The sequence below is a fragment of the Photobacterium kishitanii genome (genome assembly GCF_003026355.1).
GTDB classification, from domain to species: Bacteria; Pseudomonadota; Gammaproteobacteria; order Enterobacterales; family Vibrionaceae; genus Photobacterium; species Photobacterium kishitanii.
Window position 1 is genome coordinate 154,200 of sequence record NZ_PYON01000004.1, and the last position, 20,081, is coordinate 174,280.

Consider the following 20,081-nt stretch of genomic DNA (forward strand, 5'->3'; position numbering starts at 1 on the left):
ATGATTTCAGTACAGCATGACGATTTCTCTGTTGCTGATGAATATGCCAAGCTTAGTGAAGGTAACGAAGCTGGGGCAGTCGTTACCTTTATTGGTAAAGTTCGCGATTTTAATCAAGGTGATACTGTTACTGGTTTATCGTTAGAGCATTATCCTGGTATGACAGAAAAAGCTTTACAAGAAATTGTTGTTCAAGCGCGTAGCCGTTGGCCGTTATTGCAAACACGGGTGATTCATCGCGTAGGTGATCTCGATTTAGGTGATCAAATAGTCTTTGTTGGTGTAACAAGTGCTCATCGTGGTGCTGCATTTGAAGCTTGCGAATTTATCATGGATTATTTAAAAACGCGCGCACCGTTTTGGAAGAAAGAACAGACGCCGTTGGAAAGTCGGTGGGTGGATGCTCGTGAAACCGATAATTCTGCTGCAGATAGATGGTCATAATAACGTAATGATTTATATAAAAAGGAGCTAGTATTAGCTCCTTTTTTTTATAGGTAAACATTAACGATAAATACTATTTTTTATTTTTATTCTTATCTCGATTTGCCGTTGTAGTCGGAACGTAACTTGTGCGAAAACGGGATGGACTTGGTCGTGAAATGCAGCCTGTGGGTCTCATAAATGTACTCTTATTCTCACCGTATGAAATGACAGAGGTATTACTAATAAATATGCCTTAGTACAGGATATATTTCTTAGTGGTTAAATAGTAGCGAGCTTATTGGCTAAATTATAGGATCTTTACTAGCTTATGATGTTGTTTGCTAAAATAATCTATCTGTTATCTTTTTAAGATCCTTTTGTTATTAATACGCGAAATTATGGTTAATTACGCGGTGAGATTACGGTTGATGTGCCATATTTAAAAAGTGATGTATTTTAGCTGGTATAAGGCCAAGTAGTTGAAGTGATAGCGGAAGGTCTGCTGGCATCATTTAACAGCGGAGAGGTTGGCAATGCATAAACGTATACCTTGCAAAAGAATCAAACAGATGATGGCTGATATTGGAATTAATGATAATAACCATGACAATGAAGAACAGTTATTACTGGAACAAAAAGAGCAAGCTGTGAGTCAAGATAAGCAGTTAATTAAACTAGATAGCGAAAGTAAGTAAACATTATGCAACATCATATAAGAAGGCATTACTTAGGTAGTGCCTTTTTTGTGTCTAATTTGTAACGAAATCGTTTAGGTTATGTTTGGTTATGCAGACTTTTACTGGTTTTATATTCTGATTTAGTGTCGATGTATAAATTATAACCGTAAAAAACCACTTCTGAGCATTTTTCGATAATATTAATAGCTTTAACCTTACCAATAATAGGTGTAAAAACCTACGAAGATGATATTGATCTAGTCAATGTTAACTGTTGTTAACTAAATGTTTAGTATGAAATGTGTTTTATTTGTCTGTTTGTGGCAAATTAATATAACTCCTGTTAATGTTTTAGACAATTCTTCGGTTTGATGGCTGTTCTCTAGGATTGAGAGCAACTATTTTGTTATTAATTAATATGACCTGCTGAGAATGTCATGGATGTTATAAATTGATGTATTGGAGTTAATGCATGTATAAGAATAAAATTACTCAAGCTTTGTTACTCGGTGTAGGTTTAGTTGTTGCTCTTCCTTCTTTTTCAACCTTTGCAGCACAAGTTCCCGCAGATATTAAATTAGCTGATAAACAAGAGTTGGTACGTGCTAATGGCACTGAGCCAGAATCTCTTGATCCACAAAAAGTATCAGGAGTCCCTGAATCTAATGTTATTCGTGATTTGCTTGAAGGATTAGTTAATCAAGATGCTGAGGGTAACTTGGTTGCTGGTGTGGCTAAATCGTGGGAAACAACGGATAACAAAACGTGGATTTTTCATCTACGTGATGATGCTAAGTGGTCGAATGGCGATGCAGTAAATGCTGATGATTTCGTCTATACATGGCGTCGTCTGGCTGATCCAAAAACAGCTTCTCCTTATGCGTCATATCTTGAAATGACCACCATGGCCAATGCCACAGATATTATTGCAGGTAAACAATCACCGGAGAAATTAGGTGTTGAAGCTGTTGATGCTCATACCTTAAAAGTAACATTAGATAAGCCGTTATCTTATTTTGCGGCAATGCTTGCACATACATCAATGAAACCAGTTAATAAAAATGCCATTGAAAAATTTGGTGATCAGTGGACCAAGGTTGGTAATTATGTTTCCAATGGTGCTTATAAATTAGATAACTGGGTTGTAAATGAACGTATTGTATTAACCCGTAATAATAATTACTGGAATAATAAAGATACGGTTATCAATAAAGTGACATTTTTACCGATTGAAAACCAAGTTGCTGCAATGAACCGTTTCCTTGCCGGTGAAGTGGATATGACTTATGAAATGCCAAATGAGCATTTCAAGCGTTTAACCAAAGAATATCCGCAAGATGTGAAAGTGACGCCTTACTTATGTTCTTACTACTACGAATTTAATACAGCGCGTAAGCCATTTGATAATAGTGATGTGCGTAAAGCATTATCTTACGCGATTGATCGTGATGTACTGGCGAAATTTATTGTAGGTAAAGGTGAAACTCCTGCATATAACTTTACCCCATTAGCAACTAACGGGCTTGATGTTGATATGCCTGAGTATGCGCAATTAAATCAAAAGCAGCGCTTAGAAAAAGCGAAAGCATTATTAGCGGCTGCTGGATATAGCAAAGATAATCCACTGACGTTTAAAGTATTGTACAACACCTCTGAAAACCATAAGAAGATTGCTGTTGCAATTGCATCGATGTGGAAAAAAAGTTTGGGTGTTGAGGCACAATTAGAAAACCAAGAGTGGAAGAGCTATTTAGACAGTAAGCGTCAAGGTAACTTTGATGTGTCTCGTGCTGGTTGGTGTGGCGATTATAATGAAGCGTCAACATTCCTTGCGATTATGCGTACAGGTCATACACAAAATTATCCTAAATACGCTAGCGCTGATTACGACAAAGCAATTGATGACGCCATTCTTGCTCCAACAGCTGCTGAACGTGCTGCCGATTATAAACGTGCAGAAGCTAGCCTAGCGCAAGATATGCCAATAATGCCTATCTATCACTATGTAAATGCGCGTTTGGTTAACCCTCAGTTAGGCGGTTACCCAATGAAAAACCCTGAAGATAATATCTATTCTAAAGATATGTACTTTATCGCTAAATAGTACACCTTTCATAATAATAATTAGCTGCCTTCTATCATGAAGGCAGCACTCGCATGCACAGCAAATACGGTAGCTTTATATGATTAAATTCATTGCTAAAAGGATTTTTGAAGCGATACCGACACTTTTGGTATTGATCACCATCTCATTTTTTTTAATGCGCTTCGCCCCCGGTAACCCTTTTACCTCAGATCGCCCTTTACCACCGGAAGTACTTGCCAATATTGAAGCAAAATATGGCTTAGATAAACCAGTGTTTGAACAATATACCACCTATTTAGGTAACATTGTTCAAGGGGATTTTGGCCCTTCATTTAAATATAAAGATTTCACAGTTAACGAATTAGTTTCTAAAGCTTTACCTGTTTCTGCCAAAATTGGATTTTTTGCGTTTATCTTTGCATTGGTGATGGGAGTAACGGTTGGCACAATTGCCGCATTAAAACAAAATACTTGGCTTGACTATACCATTATGTCTACCGCGATGGCGGGGGTGGTTATGCCTTCTTTTATCCTCGCACCAGTATTGATTTATATTTTTGCGATTAACTTACAGTGGCTTCCCGCTGGTGGTTGGCAAGATGGATCATTAAAATTTGTTATTCTGCCAATGTTAGGTATGGCTTTACTGTATGTCGCTACGTTTGCGCGTATTACTCGTGGCAGCATGATTGAAACCTTAAACAGTAACTTTATTCGCACTGCTCGTGCAAAAGGATTGAGTTATCGACACATTATTTTAAAGCATGCTTTACGCCCAGCGCTCTTACCCGTGGTGTCATACATGGGGCCTGCTTTCGTCGGTATTATTACTGGCTCCGTTGTTATTGAAACTATTTTTGGTTTACCTGGTATCGGTAAGCTATTTGTCAATGCGGCCTTTAATCGTGATTACTCGTTAGTACTTGGAATTACGATTTTGATTGGTTCGTTAACGATTATCTTCAATGCCATTGTCGATATTGTGTTAGCGATGATCGATCCTAAAATTCGTTATTAAGAGGCTGATAATTATGATTTTAACAAAAAAAGATAATGTTGAAGCGCTTGAGAAATTTTCAGAAAGCCTTGAAATTGAAGGGCGTAGTTTATGGCAAGATGCGCGTTCACGTTTTTTTCGTAACAAAGCGGCGATGGTGTCGTTAGTCATTTTAGGGTTGATTACACTGGCAGTGATTTTTGGTCCAATGGTGAGCCAATATGCATTTGATGATACCGATTGGTATGCGTTGCATGCCGCACCATCATTAGGGGCTGAGGGGCACTTTTTCGGTACTGATAGTTTGGGGCGAGATCTTTATACCCGTACATTAGTCGGTGGTCGAATTTCACTGATGGTTGGTTTATTAGGCGCTTTAGTTGCGGTGGTTATCGGCACACTTTATGGCGCAGCATCAGGCTTTATTGGTGGTAAAACTGATCGAATAATGATGCGGATATTGGAAATTCTGTACTCGATTCCATTTATGTTTTTTGTGATTGTATTAGTGACCTTTTTTGGTCGTAATATCATGCTGATATTTATCGCTATTGGTGCCATTTCTTGGCTTGATATGGCGCGTATTGTTCGTGGTCAAACTTTGTCGTTACGTGGTAAAGAGTTTATTGAAGCGGCGCATGTGTGTGGTGTTAGTCGCTGGCGGATCATTACCCGTCATATTGTGCCAAATGTTTTAGGTATTGTTGCCGTTTATTCCACCTTACTTGTACCCGCTATGATTTTAACTGAATCTTTCTTAAGTTTCCTTGGATTAGGGGTACAAGAGCCGATGACAAGTTGGGGAGCACTGCTGCATGAAGGCTCACAAACGATGGAAGTTGCGATTTGGCAGTTATTATTTCCTGCTGGATTTATGGTCATCACGTTGTTCTGTTTTAACTATGTCGGTGATGGTTTGCGTGATGCGTTAGATCCTAAAGATAGATAGAAATAAGCAGCGACCCATTTTATTGCTAATTATAGTAATAAAATGGGTATCGCCAACATCATTCACTTGATAATAAATAATAACCGAAGCGAATGTACGGTGCTTATTGTTGAGAACAAGGAAGTAGTATGAGTTTATTAGAAGTTAAAGACTTACGGGTTGAATTTACCACTCCTGATGGCAATGTTACTGCGGTAAATGATTTAAATTTCTCACTAGAACAAGGCCAAACCTTAGGTATTGTTGGGGAATCAGGCTCAGGTAAGAGTCAAACCGTGTTTGCGATTATGGGTTTATTAGCCAAGAACGGCATTATTAGTGGTAGTGCTAAATTTGAAGGCCGTGAGATTTTAAATTTATCGGAAAAAGAATTAAATCGTATCCGTGCTGAACAAATAGCGATGATTTTCCAAGATCCAATGACGTCATTAAACCCTTATATGAAGGTCAGCGAGCAATTGATGGAAGTGCTGATGCTACATAAAGGTATGAGCAGAGCTCAAGCATTTGAAGAATCAGTAAGAATGTTGGATGCGGTTAAAATTCCAGAAGCACGTCAGCGTATGACAATGTATCCCCATGAGTTTTCAGGCGGTATGCGTCAACGTGTAATGATTGCTATGGCATTATTATGTCGACCAAAGTTGTTAATTGCTGATGAACCGACAACGGCACTTGATGTTACTGTGCAAGCACAGATCATGGAGTTATTAAATGATCTTAAATCGGACTTTAATACTTCGATCATTATGATCACTCATGATCTAGGTGTGGTGGCGGGAAGTTGTGACAAAGTGTTGGTGATGTACGCTGGACGTACTATGGAATATGGCGATATTAATGATATTTTTTATCGTCCTAGCCATCCATACACTGAAGGATTGTTACGTGCGATTCCACGTTTAGATACTGAAGGTGAAGATCTACCGACGATTCCAGGTAACCCACCTAACTTATTACGTCTGCCTGTTGGGTGTCCATATCAAGATCGATGCCATCGTGTATTGTCTCAATGTAAGCAAGAATCACCAATATTAATGCCGTTCGCACAAGATAGATTACGTGCTTGTTTTGCTGATATGGGAGCGTAGTCATGCAGACTGAAAAGAAATTATTATTAGATATTACTAACCTCAAAGTACACTTTAATATTGCTTCTAAATCGGCATGGCCTTGGAGCCAACCTTCAAAATTAAAAGCCGTTGATGGGATCAATGTCTGTGTTTATGAAGGTGAAACTTTAGGTGTTGTTGGCGAGTCAGGCTGCGGTAAATCGACGTTTGCGCGTGCGATCATTGGCTTAGTGGAAGCAACTGATGGCCAAGTGGTCTGGCTAGGACAAGATCTGACTAAACTTAATCACAGTGCGTTACGTGAAAAACGTAAACAAATTCAGATGATTTTCCAAGATCCATTAGCATCGTTAAACCCGCGTATGACTGTAGGGGAAATTATTGCTGAGCCATTAAAAGCATTTTATAGCCAATTAACAGCAGATGAAGTGAAACAACAAGTGCAGGCGATGATGACTAAAGTCGGATTATTACCGAACGTAATCAATCGTTATCCACATGAGTTTTCAGGAGGTCAATGTCAGCGAATTGGGATTGCGCGGGCGCTGATTTTAAAGCCTAAGATGATTATTTGTGATGAACCAGTATCTGCCTTGGATGTATCGATTCAAGCACAAGTGGTGAATTTGCTTAAATCATTACAAAAAGAAATGGGATTAAGTTTAATTTTTATTGCCCACGATTTATCTGTTGTTAAACATATTTCTGATCGTGTTTTGGTAATGTATTTAGGCAATGCAGTTGAAATGGGGGACAGTAAGGCACTGTTTGCTAATCCTCAGCATCCTTATACTAAAGCATTAATGTCGGCAGTTCCTATTCCGGATCCGAAGTTAGAACGGAATAAACATATTGAGTTGTTAGAAGGTGATTTGCCTTCGCCGATGAATCCACCATCAGGATGTGTATTCCGTACTCGTTGCCCTAAAGCTGTTGCTATTTGTGCCGAGAAAAAGCCTGATCTACAGGGTACCTATCAACATGCTGTTGCATGCTTAGAGGTTTAATATTGAAGCATGAATAACGTACAGCTATTAACTGTGCGTTATTCATTTTTAGGAAAGTTTGGCGGTGATTTAAAAATATAATTTTTTAGTTGTTGTTGTAGCGCTTTTTTATTTTCAGCTTTATTTTCTTTATTTTTATACAGAATTTGATCGGCACGCACTAAAGCATCATGTAAGCTTTCGTTTGCTTCAATAACAGTGCAACCTGTTGAAATTGAAACTTTAATATTATAATGACAAAAATATCCGCTAAAAATAGCTAACTCTAATCGATCGGCCATTAATAATGCCTGTTCTAAATCGGCACTAGGTAAAACAATACAGAATTCATCCCCGCCTAGTCGAATACAAACATCACTGTCTCGTGTCATGTCGTTGATTGTTGATGAAATATGTTTTAATGCTAAGTCGCCAATGTCATGGCCATAAGTATCATTAATTATTTTAAAATCATTGGCATCAAACACAATTATCGCAGTGGACTGTGCATTTTTATTATTTTCAGTAACGATATCTTTAACAATACTATCCATCACGCGCCGATTAAATAATCCAGTGAGTAAATCAGTATAAGCTTCTAATTGATAACGTTGTTTTTGAAATTTATGCCGTTTTAATATTATATTCATGTAATTTAAGGTGATGAGTAGCAAAATGCTTAACATCATAATTTTTATCGCAAAGCTAACAAAAAACCATGGTGAGATATCAGCAAAAATTAATGTATGCTTATTTAAATTAGTATGTACAGGAATCGATGGTAATAGATAGTTACTATAGCCATTATAGATTTCAAAATTTTGTTTTGTATTACTATCATAAAGATAGAAATTGAGTGATGATTTTAATTTAGGCGGTAATGTTATTGATTTAATAAGGGATTTTACTGGAATATCAACACCGATATCGCCTACTATTTTATTATTTTTATAAACTGGAGATTTAATGGTGACAACCATTTCCTTAGAGAAAAAATCTAAATAAGGATAGGTGTAATACATTCCTTCTTGCAATTCATTTAGCGGTTGAGATGTTGAGCGTTGATTACGGTAAAGATCTGTCGAAAAAAATTCTTTGGTGGTGTTAAATTGATCTGATTGAAGTTTAGATGATAGATAAAAGTATTTTAATGCGTGAGAAACATAGTAGTAATTATAAACAATCGGATGAGTTTGTTGTTCAGCCCATAGTTCATCTAATACCGCAAATAAATGGGTATCTTTTTGGATTAATTGGTTAGGAAATCCAGGACCAACTAAACTACCATTGAATAAGTTATTCGGATAAATGCCGCGATTAAACCCAAATTCTTTTAATTTAGGGTAATAATGAATATCGGCAAGGACATGTAGCTTTTGATATTGATTATCAAAATTAGCAACGGCTTTAGTTGCTGTTTTAGCATAGCGTTTGTTTCTGTATGCTAATGAATCTATTGATTCTTTTATTTGATTTAGGTTTGCTTGCACATATGAACGTGTTTCGTTTATTTCTTGACGTAAACTAAAACCAACGATTAATGTGAGTATAAGTAAATTAAAAAAAAGAATTAAACAGCGTCTGATCGTATCATGTTTGCACAGGATATGATCAGTTTGCCATATTGAACTACGACTTTTCAATATATGTTGTTCAGGTTTAGACATTAAAGTTTTTATCATTGGATAATGAATCAAACGGCATTGGTTTGCTATACAAAAATCCTTGATGATAGCGAATACCTAAGTCAGTCAATATTTTAGCTTGTTGCTCTGTTTCAACACCTTCAGCAATAACTTCTACCTCGGCTTTCTCAGCGAATGCAATTAATGATTTAACGATAGTATTTGCCGCTAAGGAGTTAATATCATCAATGAAAATTTTATCTATTTTAATCGTTGTAGCTTGTAGTTTTTGTAATGCTAAGAAGTCACAGTAGCCATTACCAACATCGTCTAATTTAATTTGAATACCCATCGCATTTAGTTTTGCACAGTTATGCTCTGCTTGTTCAATATTATCAATGGGTGAGCGTTCAGTTAATTCAAATGCAATATTATGCGGAGCAATATGATAGTGAGCTAACGCTGAACGTGTAATATCAATCAACTCAGGGTCTTGAAGTACACTAGCACTAATATTGATACTGAAATAATAGGGTAGTACTTTACCATGTTGCATTTCTAGTTTGCGAATATCACGGGCAACAGTATTAATTAATTGGAATGTTAATGGTGTAATGACGCCATTAGCTTCACATTGAGGTATAAACTCATCAGGTAGTATAACTTTACCTTTTTTAGTTTCCCAACGAATGAGTACCTCATAACCACAGGTAATGTTCTTTTCTGCATCAATAATAGGTTGGTAATAAGGCACTAAATGGTTTTGTTTTATTGCATTGAGCATTAAGAATTTAATGATACTGGTGCTGTGATAACGACGATACAACATCACTAATATAACAAAAATTAAGCCACTTAAAATAAGCAGTAAAAACGGCTTAATATGGGCTCGATAGTCAGCAACAACACTTGGAGTAACGTAATATTTTATCCAAGCCTTATTATGGAATGGCATTGATAAAATAGGTTTAACCATATTATTTAGGGCATGGTTCTGTGTAAATGGACGCGAAAAGATGGTCTTTGAAGCATTCTCAGTATTACCTGTATATAGCGATACTCCATTACCTTCGATAACCTGTAACCAGCATTCATCACAAGCTTCTGCTAGCAATGCGTTAGTTGGTTGTTTTGCTATATCGACAGTAATAGTACCGCCAACAACCTTTTTACGGTATTGAATAATTGATTCACTGTTATCGGTATTTGCCACAACAACAACTTCACTATTTAACGGTATTTTATTTGTTGGTGAGCCGTAAAGTTGACTAAGATTAGTGTGATCACCACAAACTTTACCAGAGTTGGTTTCTAAGCTAATGCTACGGATATGTGATGAGTAATAGCTGACACGCTCGAGTTCTGAAATATCCTCTTTATCACAGGTATAAGAAAGATGATATTGAAGGTTATCAAGTAAAATAGAAGTAGACTGGATGCTTTGTAAATAGTTTTCTGACCGTTGGTGTTCAAACGATTCGAGATTATATTTAAACAGCTGACGACCAACTGTCTGTGAAGTAAGTGCTAACGTCACTAAACCTATAGCGATAAGTAAAATCACTAATGCAATACTATATAATGAAATTGAAGGACGTCTGATAGTCACGATGGAATAACTCTACTCTTATTTTATTTGCCAATTGTCGTATTTAAGATAGCAAAAACAAATCAGAGATGCTTCTGAAGAGTTATGAAAACAATAAAAAATTAAATCAGGCTTTATTTATTATTTTTTATATAGTTACAGATCATTGTTTTATAGTAGAGTGAATATGAAATAAGTTATATATTTGCGAGAGGAATGTTCTTAGTCAGCAGTCTAAAGTATAAGAGACAGTTCTATTTCTATCGTCATTGAAGCGTCAATAAATTGTCAACTTTAGGTTAATAAAAAAGGACGTTATATAAATAACGTCCTTTATCGTTAACTGGCTTTATCTCTGAGGATATTATAGCTGATCAGTTAGCTTAACAGCGTCACCAATATAGTTAGCTGGTGTTAACATTTTAAGGCGTGTTTTTTCATGCTCTGGTAATTCTAGGCCATCAATGAATGTGCGCATACCTTCGCCATCAACACGCTTACCACGAGTTAGCTCTTTTAGCTTCTCATAAGGTTTTTCAATGCCGTAACGACGCATTACTGTTTGTACCGGCTCTGCAAGTACTTCCCAGTTGCGGTCTAATTCAGCTTCTAGCGCTGCTTGGTTTAGTTCAAGCTTGCTGATGCCTTTTAGGGTTGATGTGTAAGCAATAATTGCATAACCACAGCCAACACCTAAGTTACGTAGTACGGTTGAATCTGTTAGGTCACGCTGCCAACGAGAAACAGGCAGTTTCTGTGCTAGGTGATTAAAGATTGCATTAGCAAGGCCTAGGTTGCCTTCTGAATTTTCAAAGTCGATTGGGTTAACTTTGTGTGGCATCGTTGAAGAGCCAATTTCGCCAGCAATTGTTTTTTGCTTAAAGTGACCTAAAGCAATGTAACCCCAAATATCACGATCAAAATCAAGCAAAATAGTATTGAAACGCGCAAAGGCATCAAACAATTCTGCAATATAATCATGTGGTTCAATTTGGGTTGTGTAAGGGTTAAATGTAATCCCTAATGATGTCACAAATTCTTCACTGTATTGGTGCCAATCAATATCAGGATAAGCTGATAGGTGAGCGTTGTAGTTACCTACAGCACCATTGATCTTACCAAGAATTTCAACGTTTTCGATTTGCTTGTATTGACGTTCCATACGGTACGCCACGTTTGCCATTTCTTTACCCATTGTTGATGGAGAAGCTGGCTGACCGTGAGTACGAGTTAGCATTGGCATATCACGGTATTCGTTTGCTAGTGCTTTAATGGCATCAATAACATTACGCACTTCAGGCAGCATTACGTTTTTACGTGCTTCTGTTAGCATTAATGCATGTGATAGGTTATTAATATCTTCTGATGTACATGCAAAGTGAATAAATTCATTTACTGCATGTAATTCAGGTATCTCTGCCACTTTTTCTTTCAGGAAGTATTCAACTGCCTTTACATCGTGGTTAGTTGTGCGTTCGATTGTTTTAATACGAAGTGCATCTTGCTCGCTAAACTCAGTAGCAATACGATCTAGAAAAGCATTCGCTTCTGCGCTGAATGCAGGAACTTCCACGATAGCATCAGTAGCGGCTAATTTTTGTAACCAACGGATTTCAACGATAGTACGGTATTTTAGTAAACCGAACTCACTAAAAATACTGCGTAGTACGCTTGTTTTGCTTCCGTAGCGGCCATCTACTGGGGAAACAGCTGTCAGTGCTGACAGTTCCATGTTGATCTCTCCTGGTTTATGAGGGTTAAAACAAAATTGATATTCAGCCTGATTTTTCAGGCTGAATTGGAGTTAGCAATGCGTTAATTTAGTTTCGAGCGAGCAGAATTTTTGCTTGTTCTAGCATTTGCTTACGACCAAATAATAAATGGCGACGTTTACCGCCGACTTGGCTCCAAAGTACGGCACTGCGAACAGCGGCAAGTAATAATGCACGCACTCGGTGCTGAACATGGGGCAGTTGTAATTGCGCTGGCGTACCTGATACTTGAATCCGTGGTCCTAATGGACTGATAATATCCAAGTAAATACTGGCAATATTACTCAACATTTGTTCATCAAGTATTTCAAAGTGAGTTGTTTGACGTTTCAATGTGTCAACTCGATCACCAAGTTGTGCCATGCTATCGCGACGCGCTGATAATTTACGTTCAAGTGCCATTACGCCAACAAGATAGCGAGTGATTTCACTGCCTGATGATGAACCATCAATATCGCGCACCATTGATTCTAAACCGATACGTAAATCAGCTTCGCTGCCGTAGACGCCTACAGTATTGCTTGGATCTGTTGCCATAATGCTATTAAGCATTGTGGTTAATGCTGCTGAATCGCAATTGCCATTACGGGCAACGTCTTGAACTAATTTGACTGCTTGGCACATGCCTGCAAACGCAATCGTTCGATCATAAATAGAGTAAGCCACGCGCAAAAACTCCTTTAAATTCGCTCTTCAATAATGCCGCCACCAAGACAGATTTCACCGTTATAGAACACTGCTGATTGTCCTGGTGTTACTGCAATTTGAGGCTCATCAAAAATTACTTTAATAGTTTCATCATCCATTGGGATGATAGTACAAGGAAGATCTTGCTGACGGTAACGTGTTTTTACCGTGCACGCCATTGTTTCACGGATCGGTTGACGATCAACCCAATGTAGTTGAGAGGCAATCAGACCGTTTGATTTTAGACGTGGATGATCTTTACCTTGGCCAACAATAAGCACATTGCGTTCTAGATCTTTATCAACGACATACCATGCGTCTTCAAGACCATTACCGCCTTTTTGGCCTCCAATGTGTAAGCCTTTACGTTGACCTAGTGTGTGATACATCAAGCCTTGGTGTTCGCCGATAACGAGACCGGTATCAGCAACTTCAATTTTACCTGGTTGAGCTGGTAGGTATTTACCTAAAAACTCAGTAAATTTACGTTCACCGATGAAACAAATACCCGTTGAATCTTTTTTCTTTGCCGTGATCAAACCTTGCTCTTCAGCAATACGACGAACTTCTGGTTTTTCTAGTTCACCAACAGGGAATAAACTACGCGCAATCTGCTCGTGGCCTAAGGTGTACAAGAAGTAGCTTTGATCTTTGTTGTTATCGACACCACGCAGCATTTGAGGTTTTTCACCTTCAACTGTCGGGAAACTGCGACGAGTATAGTGACCCATTGCAATATAGTCGGCTGCAAGCACTTCGTCGGCAAACTCAAGGAAGGCTTTAAATTTGATTTCTTTGTTGCACAAAATATCAGGGTTTGGTGTGCGACCAGCTTTGTATTCCTCAAGGAAGTACTCAAACACGTTATCCCAGTATTCAGCTGCAAAATTAATGGTGTGCAGTGTAATACCAAGCTTGTCACATACCGCTTGTGCATCAGCGAGATCTTCTGCAGCAGAGCAGTATTCGTCGTTATCGTCTTCTTCCCAGTTTTTCATAAATAAGCCTTCAACTTGATAACCTTGTTGAAGGAGCAGGTAAGCGGATACCGATGAATCTACACCGCCGGACATGCCGACAATGACTTTCTTTTGGCTGTTATCAGACATATTTCTCTACTGTCGCTAATTTAGTGTTAAGAGCGTAATTCTAACAGAAACCCAGCGCCTGAAACAGATCGGGAGCAGAATCACACTCCAATAAATAGTCGTTAACGGCAGCGATGGCGTAAATAAATACAAGAGTTATTAAAAAAAGTATTTAAAAACCGAAATATAGATAAAAAATAGCACTTTTTTTATAATTATCGTCTAGATTAAATCAAATAGCAATCGTTTGCTATTTGTCGCAATAATAGAGGATGTCGCTAAAAATGTGTAGTTTTTTGTTGGGGAAAATAGTTTTACTGTGCTGAAGGTAATAATGCGCTCTGATGTTAACCATAGAGCGCTGATAGGGTGCTGGCTAAATTAAGCTTGAATTGGCGCTGGAAGAGTAATTTCTTTCCACTCGCCTGGCGCTAAATCTGCAACAGTCCATTGCGCCATTTGATATCGAATCAAACGTAATGTCGGAAAACCAATATGGGCGGTCATACGACGAACTTGACGGTTTCGACCTTCACGTAAGGTAATCGCTAACCATGTTGTTGGAATATTTTTACGCTCTCGAATAGGTGGAGTGCGATCCCATATTTGTGGCGATTCGATGACTTCGACTCCAGCAGGCAATGTTGGGCCATCTTTTAAGGTCACTCCATCACGTAGTTGCTGTAAATCTTCTGCTGTCGGGATTCCTTCAACTTGCACCCAATAGACTTTGGCTTGCTTTGATTGAGGTTGTGTCAGTCGAGCTTGCAAAATACCGTCATTGGTTAGTACCAGTAATCCTTCACTGTCTTTATCTAATCGTCCAGCAGGATAGACATCTTTCACTGGAATAAAATCAGCTAAAGTACTGTCGCCTGGTTCACCTGAAAATTGGGTTAAGGTGTTATAAGGTTTGTTAAATAAAATAACTTTTTGTGGGCCACGGGGACGCTTTGGTTTATTTATTTTTCTTGACGCTCTACGCTCATTATTGGCACGAAGAGGTTGACGATTTGTGGTGTTTGGATTCATAAATACGTGCTGTTGTAAGAGTTGATGATTTAGACAGACATATTATACGTGAAAAATTACATAATTGACGTATTGATAAAATTTAAAGTATGATTTGCTCGCCTCTTACAAAATGATAACAAATGGATGCCAGGAGATTTAAAATGGATAGTAAAGTAATTGTACCAACAGCGGGTCAGAAAATCACAGTAGACGCTGAAGGTAAATTGATTGTTCCTAATACCCCGATTATTCCGTACATCGAAGGTGACGGTATCGGTATCGATGTAAGTCCAGCAATGATTAAAGTTGTGGATGCTGCTGTTAAGAAAGCGTATGCCGGCGATCGTAAAATTGAGTGGATGGAAATCTACACCGGTGAGAAATCAACCCAAGTCTACGGCGATGACGCATGGCTTCCACAAGAAACTCTTGATTTTATTCGTGAATATAAAGTTGCAATTAAAGGCCCGTTAACTACCCCAGTTGGTGGCGGCATTCGTTCTCTTAACGTAGCATTGCGTCAAGAGCTTGATCTTTATATTTGTGTTCGTCCTGTACGCTATTTTGATGGCGTACCAAGTCCAGTTAAACGTCCTGAGTTAACTGACATGGTTATTTACCGTGAAAACTCAGAAGATATTTATGCTGGCGTTGAATTCCAAGCGGGTACTGCAGAAGCTGATAAAGTGATTCAGTTCTTACAACAAGAAATGGGTGCGACTAAAATTCGTTTCCCACAACAATGTGGTATTGGTATTAAACCAGTATCAGAAGCGGGAACTAAACGTCTAGTACGTGCTGCAATTCAGTACACTATTGATAATGACCGTGATTCGTTAACCTTAGTGCATAAAGGTAACATCATGAAATTTACTGAAGGTGCGTTTAAAGATTGGGGTTACGATGTTGCGCTACAAGAATTCGGTGCTGAATTACTTGATGGCGGCCCTTGGATGACATTAAAGAATCCAAAAACGGGCAAAGAGATTGTGATTAAAGATTGTATTGCAGATGCCTTCTTACAGCAGATTCTACTTCGTCCTGAAGAATATGATGTGATTGCAACTATGAACCTTAATGGTGATTACATTTCAGATGCCTTAGCAGCACAAGTTGGTGGTATTGGTATTGCACCTGGTGCGAATATTGGTGACGGTGTGGCATTGTTTGAAGCGACTCATGGCACTGCACCTAAATACGCAGGCCAAGATAAAGTTAACCCGGGTTCATTAATTCTTTCTGCGGAAATGATGTTGCGCCATATGGGCTGGACAGAAGCGGCTGATTTAATTATCAACTCAATGGAAGCGGCCATTAGTAATAAAACAGTAACGTATGATTTTGAGCGTCAAATGGACGGTGCTAATTTGCGTAAATGTTCTGAATTTGCTGACGATATGATTGAGCAAATGTAACGATTAGATAAATCTAATAAATATCTTAAGGCTCAGCATTCGCTGGGCCTTTTTTATTGTTGGGTATTAAGAGGGTAATAAAAATTAAATTATATTCGATAAAGGGAGCATAAATGTAGGTAAAGTAATCAACTGCATCATACTCTCGTGCGCTAACTCTCAAACATAGAATAAGAAAACTATCTAGATATAGGCAGTGAATTAAATTTGGCATAGGATAGATTAACAAAACAAATGTGTGTTTTTTGTTAACTATTTGGTGTTTTGTTGTCGCATTTTAAAGAATGATTAACTGTGTTTTTTTATGCGTGTTTTATTCATCCTCAGCTGAAGGAAAAGATGTTTTTTTTTGTTATGGATGAGTATCACGAGATAAAATTAGGCGTGAGCAACTAATAACCTTAGATGACTGTCGAAGTCGGTAGGTAATTGGTATATTGTATCAGTTATTAAAAATTTGGTTTCGATCTCATAAATAAAAGGTGAGATAATCTCACCCTTTAATGTGCTATTAATATTGGATCCACTTATTTGGCTTCATCGCCTTCTGCGGGAACAATAGCACTTGCATGGTAACCTTTAGGGCCAGTTTGAACCTCGTAGTTCACTTGTTGACCGGCTTTAAGTGTTCGGTAACCATCCATCTGAATCGTTGAATAGTGAGCGAAAATATCGTCCTCACCTTCTTCGGGGCAGATGAAGCCAAATCCTTTGGCGTTATTGAACCATTTTACTGTACCTGTTGCCATGCTTATACATCCTTTTTGCATTCAAGTTCCATTTGACATTAGTTGCTCATTCAGTAATGTTTGATTGCATACTAATGCGATTTTGATGCAGATTATATCTACTACAATTTACAATGTAGTAAAATAAACTAGTCAGTCAAGTATTGTTTGTAACATTTTGGTAAAATCTTTTATTAACTTGGCTATAGCCAGCTCACGAATGAATGAACTAAGATAAAACTATGAGTAAGTTATACGAATGGATGAATCCTGAATCTGATGTACTGGATAAGGAAGAAATCCAAGTTAAGCCGCCGTCGATGTATAAAGTAATTTTAAATAATGATGATTACACACCGATGGATTTTGTGATTGATGTGTTACAAACTTTTTTTTCCATGGATCTGGAGAAAGCTTCTCAGTTGATGCTTGCGGTACATTATGAAGGTAAAGCTATTTGTGGCACTTTCACCGCAGAAGTAGCAGAAACGAAAGTTGCGCAAGTAATGATGTACGCACGGGAAAATGAACACCCGTTGTTATGTACGATGGAAAAAGCATAATCTTTTTCCGGCACGCCATATTGAGTGGTTTTTAGGGGAGGTGCCTTATGCTAAATAAAGAACTTGAAGCGAGCCTGAACGGTGCATTTGCACGCGCAAGAGAAAAGCGTCATGAGTTTATGACGGTAGAACATTTACTGATGGCTCTGTTAGATAATGTAGCCACGCAAGAAGCATTATTAGCGTGTCGCGCTGATCTTGATGTATTGCGTAAAGAGCTAGATTCTTTTATTGAACAGACAACACCCTTAATTCCAGTGGATGATGAGAGCCGTGAAACTCAACCAACACTGAGTTTTCAACGAGTGCTGCAACGTGCTGTGTTCCATGTGCAGTCTTCTGGCCGTAGCGAAGTAACTGGTGCTAATGTATTGGTTGCTATTTTTAGCGAGCAAGAGTCGCATGCTGCATATCTACTGAAGAAAAGTGATATTAGCCGTCTTGATGTGGTGAATTTTATTTCTCATGGCACTGTTAAAGGCAGTGATAATGATGATGTTAACCCATCTGAGATTGGTAATACCGAAGAACAACGTACTGAACAAGGTTCTGAAGATAAACTTGAGAACTTTGCAACTAACCTTAACCAATTAGCGAAATCAGGTGGTATTGATCCTCTGATTGGTCGAGATAAAGAACTTGAGCGTACAGTACAAGTGCTTTGTCGTCGCCGTAAAAATAACCCGCTATTAGTGGGTGAAGCGGGTGTGGGTAAAACGGCTATTGCAGAGGGGCTTGCGTGGCGTATTGTTGAAGGTCAAGTGCCTGAAATTATTCAAGACTGCGTAATTTATTCTCTGGATATTGGTTCATTGCTAGCGGGTACTAAGTACCGTGGTGATTTTGAGAAGCGTTTTAAAGGTATTTTAAAGCAGCTTGAAAAAGAAGAACATGCGATTTTGTTCATCGATGAAATCCATACCATCATTGGTGCTGGTGCAGCATCTGGTGGGCAGGTTGATGCTGCTAACTTACTTAAACCATTATTGAGTAGCGGTAAGTTGCGTTGCATGGGTTCAACAACCTATCAAGAATACAGCAATATTTTTGAGAAGGAGCGCGCACTATCACGCCGATTCCAAAAAATTGATGTTGTTGAACCGTCACTTGATGACACCACCAAAATTTTGATGGGTTTAAAATCAAAATACGAAGCTCACCACGAAGTACGTTTTACTAATAAAGCTATTCGTGCAGCAGTTGAATTATCTGCAAAATACATTAATGAACGCCATCTACCTGATAAAGCGATTGATGTTATTGATGAAGCTGGCGCACGTTGTCGTTTAGCACCTGCAAGTCGTCGTAAAAAAACGGTAAATGTAGGTGATATTGAAGCGATGATCGCTAAAATGGCACGTATTCCTGAGAAATCAATATCAAGTAGTGATCGTGACGTATTACAAAGTCTTGATAGTAGATTAAAAATGTTAGTCTTTGGTCAAGATAGCGCGATTGATGTATTAACAGAAGCAATCAAGTTAAGCCGTGCAGGGTTAAGTGCTGATAATAAACCGGTAGGTTCGTTCTTATTTGCTGGCCCTACAGGTGTGGGTAAAACGGAAGTTACGGTGCAGTTAGCCCGTACGATGGGCATTGAGTTACTACGTTTTGATATGTCTGAATATATGGAGCGTCATACCGTCAGTCGTTTGATTGGTGCACCTCCTGGTTATGTTGGTTATGACCAAGGCGGATTATTGACAGATGCCGTTATTAAAAACCCTCATTCAGTGGTATTGCTTGATGAAATCGAAAAAGCACACCCTGATGTGTTTAACTTGCTATTACAAGTAATGGATAACGGTACGCTTACCGATAACAACGGTCGTAAAGCTGATTTCCGTAATGTTATTTTTGTAATGACAACCAATGCCGGGGTAACGGAAACAGTACGTAAATCAATAGGTCTTATTCAACAAGATCATAGTCATGATGCTATGGCAGAGATCAAACGTGTATTTACACCAGAGTTCCGTAACCGTCTTGATAATATCATTTGGTTTAACCATCTCGAGAAAGACATTATTGGCCAAGTCGTCGATAAATTTATTGTGGAGCTACAAGCGCAGTTAGATGCGCGTGGCGTCTCCATGGAAGTGTCTGAACGAGCTCGTGAGTGGATGTCTGATAAGGGTTACGACAAGTCGATGGGCGCACGTCCAATGGCTCGTGTGATTCAAGAGAACCTTAAAAAGCCACTTGCGAATGAATTGTTGTTCGGTTCATTAGTTAATGGCGGTTCAGTACGCGTTGATTATATTAATGGTGAGTTAGATTTCCAATTCAGCAGTGAGATGGAAGCCGCCCATTAAGGCTATATGTTAGCTTTATCGCAATAAACAAAAACGCCGTAGATAGTAACAACTATCTGCGGCGTTTTTATGTAATGACTACTTGTTATTAT

General features: G+C 38.4%; 17 protein-coding genes. 10 read left to right on the forward strand and 7 right to left on the reverse strand.

From position 1 onward, the window contains the following. The 7 genes from moaE (at position 1) to oppF (ending at position 7,215) form a co-directional block, all read left to right on the forward strand. The gene (gene moaE, locus C0W29_RS06560; protein WP_045044893.1) at positions 1 to 444 is read left to right on the forward strand and encodes a molybdopterin synthase catalytic subunit MoaE; all 444 of its coding nucleotides are present in this window, start codon (positions 1 to 3) and stop codon (positions 442 to 444) included. A gap of 515 nt (positions 445 to 959) precedes the next feature. After that, entirely contained in the window at positions 960 to 1,121 is a 162-nt protein-coding gene (locus C0W29_RS21740) for a hypothetical protein (protein WP_162836322.1), read from the forward strand. A gap of 454 nt (positions 1,122 to 1,575) precedes the next feature. Continuing rightward, positions 1,576 to 3,207 (forward strand): ABC transporter substrate-binding protein, encoded by a 1,632-nt coding sequence (locus C0W29_RS06565; RefSeq protein ID WP_107174131.1) that lies wholly within the window; start codon positions 1,576 to 1,578, stop codon positions 3,205 to 3,207. Between the two features lie 79 nt (positions 3,208 to 3,286). Then, entirely contained in the window at positions 3,287 to 4,207 is a 921-nt protein-coding gene (oppB, locus tag C0W29_RS06570) for an oligopeptide ABC transporter permease OppB (RefSeq protein ID WP_036793867.1), read from the forward strand. A 16-nt stretch (positions 4,208 to 4,223) separates the two neighbouring features. Next, positions 4,224 to 5,135 (forward strand): oligopeptide ABC transporter permease OppC, encoded by a 912-nt coding sequence (oppC, locus tag C0W29_RS06575; protein WP_036796295.1) that lies wholly within the window; start codon positions 4,224 to 4,226, stop codon positions 5,133 to 5,135. A gap of 128 nt (positions 5,136 to 5,263) precedes the next feature. Next, a complete protein-coding gene (gene oppD / locus C0W29_RS06580; RefSeq protein WP_045042844.1) occupies positions 5,264 to 6,226 on the forward strand; it encodes an ABC transporter ATP-binding protein in 963 nt (320 codons plus the stop codon). Positions 6,227 to 6,228: 2 nt separating this feature from the next. Further along, a complete protein-coding gene (oppF, locus tag C0W29_RS06585) occupies positions 6,229 to 7,215 on the forward strand; it encodes a murein tripeptide/oligopeptide ABC transporter ATP binding protein OppF (protein ID WP_045042845.1) in 987 nt (328 codons plus the stop codon). A gap of 38 nt (positions 7,216 to 7,253) precedes the next feature. On the opposite strand, the gene C0W29_RS06590 is transcribed toward oppF, so the two are convergent. From C0W29_RS06590 to rluE, 6 genes are all read right to left on the reverse strand, one after another. Continuing rightward, complete coding sequence (locus C0W29_RS06590) at positions 7,254 to 8,861, reverse strand: sensor domain-containing diguanylate cyclase (RefSeq protein WP_045044892.1); 1,608 nt, start codon at positions 8,859 to 8,861, stop codon at positions 7,254 to 7,256. Beyond that, positions 8,854 to 10,428 (reverse strand): EAL domain-containing protein, encoded by a 1,575-nt coding sequence (locus tag C0W29_RS06595; RefSeq protein ID WP_045042847.1) that lies wholly within the window; start codon positions 10,426 to 10,428, stop codon positions 8,854 to 8,856. Before C0W29_RS06595 ends, C0W29_RS06590 begins: the two co-directional genes overlap by 8 nt. Positions 10,429 to 10,771: 343 nt before the next feature. Then, positions 10,772 to 12,139, reverse strand: coding sequence for an adenylosuccinate lyase (gene purB, locus C0W29_RS06600; protein WP_036793875.1), 1,368 nt, complete (start codon positions 12,137 to 12,139; stop codon positions 10,772 to 10,774). A gap of 88 nt (positions 12,140 to 12,227) precedes the next feature. Then, complete coding sequence (hflD, locus tag C0W29_RS06605; protein ID WP_045042848.1) at positions 12,228 to 12,845, reverse strand: high frequency lysogenization protein HflD; 618 nt, start codon at positions 12,843 to 12,845, stop codon at positions 12,228 to 12,230. Between the two features lie 14 nt (positions 12,846 to 12,859). Then, the gene (gene mnmA, locus C0W29_RS06610; protein WP_045042849.1) at positions 12,860 to 13,975 is read right to left on the reverse strand and encodes a tRNA 2-thiouridine(34) synthase MnmA; all 1,116 of its coding nucleotides are present in this window, start codon (positions 13,973 to 13,975) and stop codon (positions 12,860 to 12,862) included. 360 nt (positions 13,976 to 14,335) lie between these two features. Then, complete coding sequence (gene rluE / locus C0W29_RS06615) at positions 14,336 to 14,986, reverse strand: 23S rRNA pseudouridine(2457) synthase RluE (protein WP_036793882.1); 651 nt, start codon at positions 14,984 to 14,986, stop codon at positions 14,336 to 14,338. A gap of 143 nt (positions 14,987 to 15,129) precedes the next feature. Between rluE and icd the strand changes: the two genes are divergently transcribed. Next, the gene (gene icd / locus C0W29_RS06620) at positions 15,130 to 16,383 is read left to right on the forward strand and encodes an NADP-dependent isocitrate dehydrogenase (protein WP_045044891.1); all 1,254 of its coding nucleotides are present in this window, start codon (positions 15,130 to 15,132) and stop codon (positions 16,381 to 16,383) included. Positions 16,384 to 16,910: 527 nt separating this feature from the next. On the opposite strand, the gene cspD is transcribed toward icd, so the two are convergent. Beyond that, on the reverse strand, positions 16,911 to 17,132 hold the full coding sequence (gene cspD / locus C0W29_RS06625) for a cold shock domain-containing protein CspD (protein WP_036793884.1): 222 nt from the start codon (positions 17,130 to 17,132) through the stop codon (positions 16,911 to 16,913). Positions 17,133 to 17,353: 221 nt separating this feature from the next. Here cspD and clpS point away from each other — a divergent pair, with 221 nt between their 5' ends. Both clpS and clpA read left to right on the forward strand, forming a co-directional pair. Beyond that, complete coding sequence (clpS, locus tag C0W29_RS06630; protein WP_036793886.1) at positions 17,354 to 17,674, forward strand: ATP-dependent Clp protease adapter ClpS; 321 nt, start codon at positions 17,354 to 17,356, stop codon at positions 17,672 to 17,674. A gap of 47 nt (positions 17,675 to 17,721) precedes the next feature. Next, positions 17,722 to 19,989: an ATP-dependent Clp protease ATP-binding subunit ClpA gene (gene clpA / locus C0W29_RS06635; RefSeq protein ID WP_036793889.1), complete on the forward strand. Its 2,268-nt coding sequence runs from the start codon at positions 17,722 to 17,724 to the stop codon at positions 19,987 to 19,989. Positions 19,990 to 20,081: the final 92 nt, after the last annotated feature.

What these genes read in the sequence shown, in the direction of transcription:
- moaE (WP_045044893.1), top strand. Translation starts at nt 1, where the DNA reads ATGATTTCAGTACAGCATGACGATTTCTCTGTTGCTGATGAATATGCC.
- C0W29_RS21740 (WP_162836322.1), top strand. Translation starts at nt 960, where the DNA reads ATGCATAAACGTATACCTTGCAAAAGAATCAAACAGATGATGGCTGAT.
- C0W29_RS06565 (WP_107174131.1), top strand. Translation starts at nt 1,576, where the DNA reads ATGTATAAGAATAAAATTACTCAAGCTTTGTTACTCGGTGTAGGTTTA.
- oppB (WP_036793867.1), top strand. Translation starts at nt 3,287, where the DNA reads ATGATTAAATTCATTGCTAAAAGGATTTTTGAAGCGATACCGACACTT.
- oppD (WP_045042844.1), top strand. Translation starts at nt 5,264, where the DNA reads ATGAGTTTATTAGAAGTTAAAGACTTACGGGTTGAATTTACCACTCCT.
- oppF (WP_045042845.1), top strand. Translation starts at nt 6,229, where the DNA reads ATGCAGACTGAAAAGAAATTATTATTAGATATTACTAACCTCAAAGTA.
- C0W29_RS06590 (WP_045044892.1), bottom strand. Translation starts at nt 8,861, where the DNA reads ATGTCTAAACCTGAACAACATATATTGAAAAGTCGTAGTTCAATATGG.
- purB (WP_036793875.1), bottom strand. Translation starts at nt 12,139, where the DNA reads ATGGAACTGTCAGCACTGACAGCTGTTTCCCCAGTAGATGGCCGCTAC.
- mnmA (WP_045042849.1), bottom strand. Translation starts at nt 13,975, where the DNA reads ATGTCTGATAACAGCCAAAAGAAAGTCATTGTCGGCATGTCCGGCGGT.
- rluE (WP_036793882.1), bottom strand. Translation starts at nt 14,986, where the DNA reads ATGAATCCAAACACCACAAATCGTCAACCTCTTCGTGCCAATAATGAG.
- icd (WP_045044891.1), top strand. Translation starts at nt 15,130, where the DNA reads ATGGATAGTAAAGTAATTGTACCAACAGCGGGTCAGAAAATCACAGTA.
- cspD (WP_036793884.1), bottom strand. Translation starts at nt 17,132, where the DNA reads ATGGCAACAGGTACAGTAAAATGGTTCAATAACGCCAAAGGATTTGGC.
- clpS (WP_036793886.1), top strand. Translation starts at nt 17,354, where the DNA reads ATGAGTAAGTTATACGAATGGATGAATCCTGAATCTGATGTACTGGAT.
- clpA (WP_036793889.1), top strand. Translation starts at nt 17,722, where the DNA reads ATGCTAAATAAAGAACTTGAAGCGAGCCTGAACGGTGCATTTGCACGC.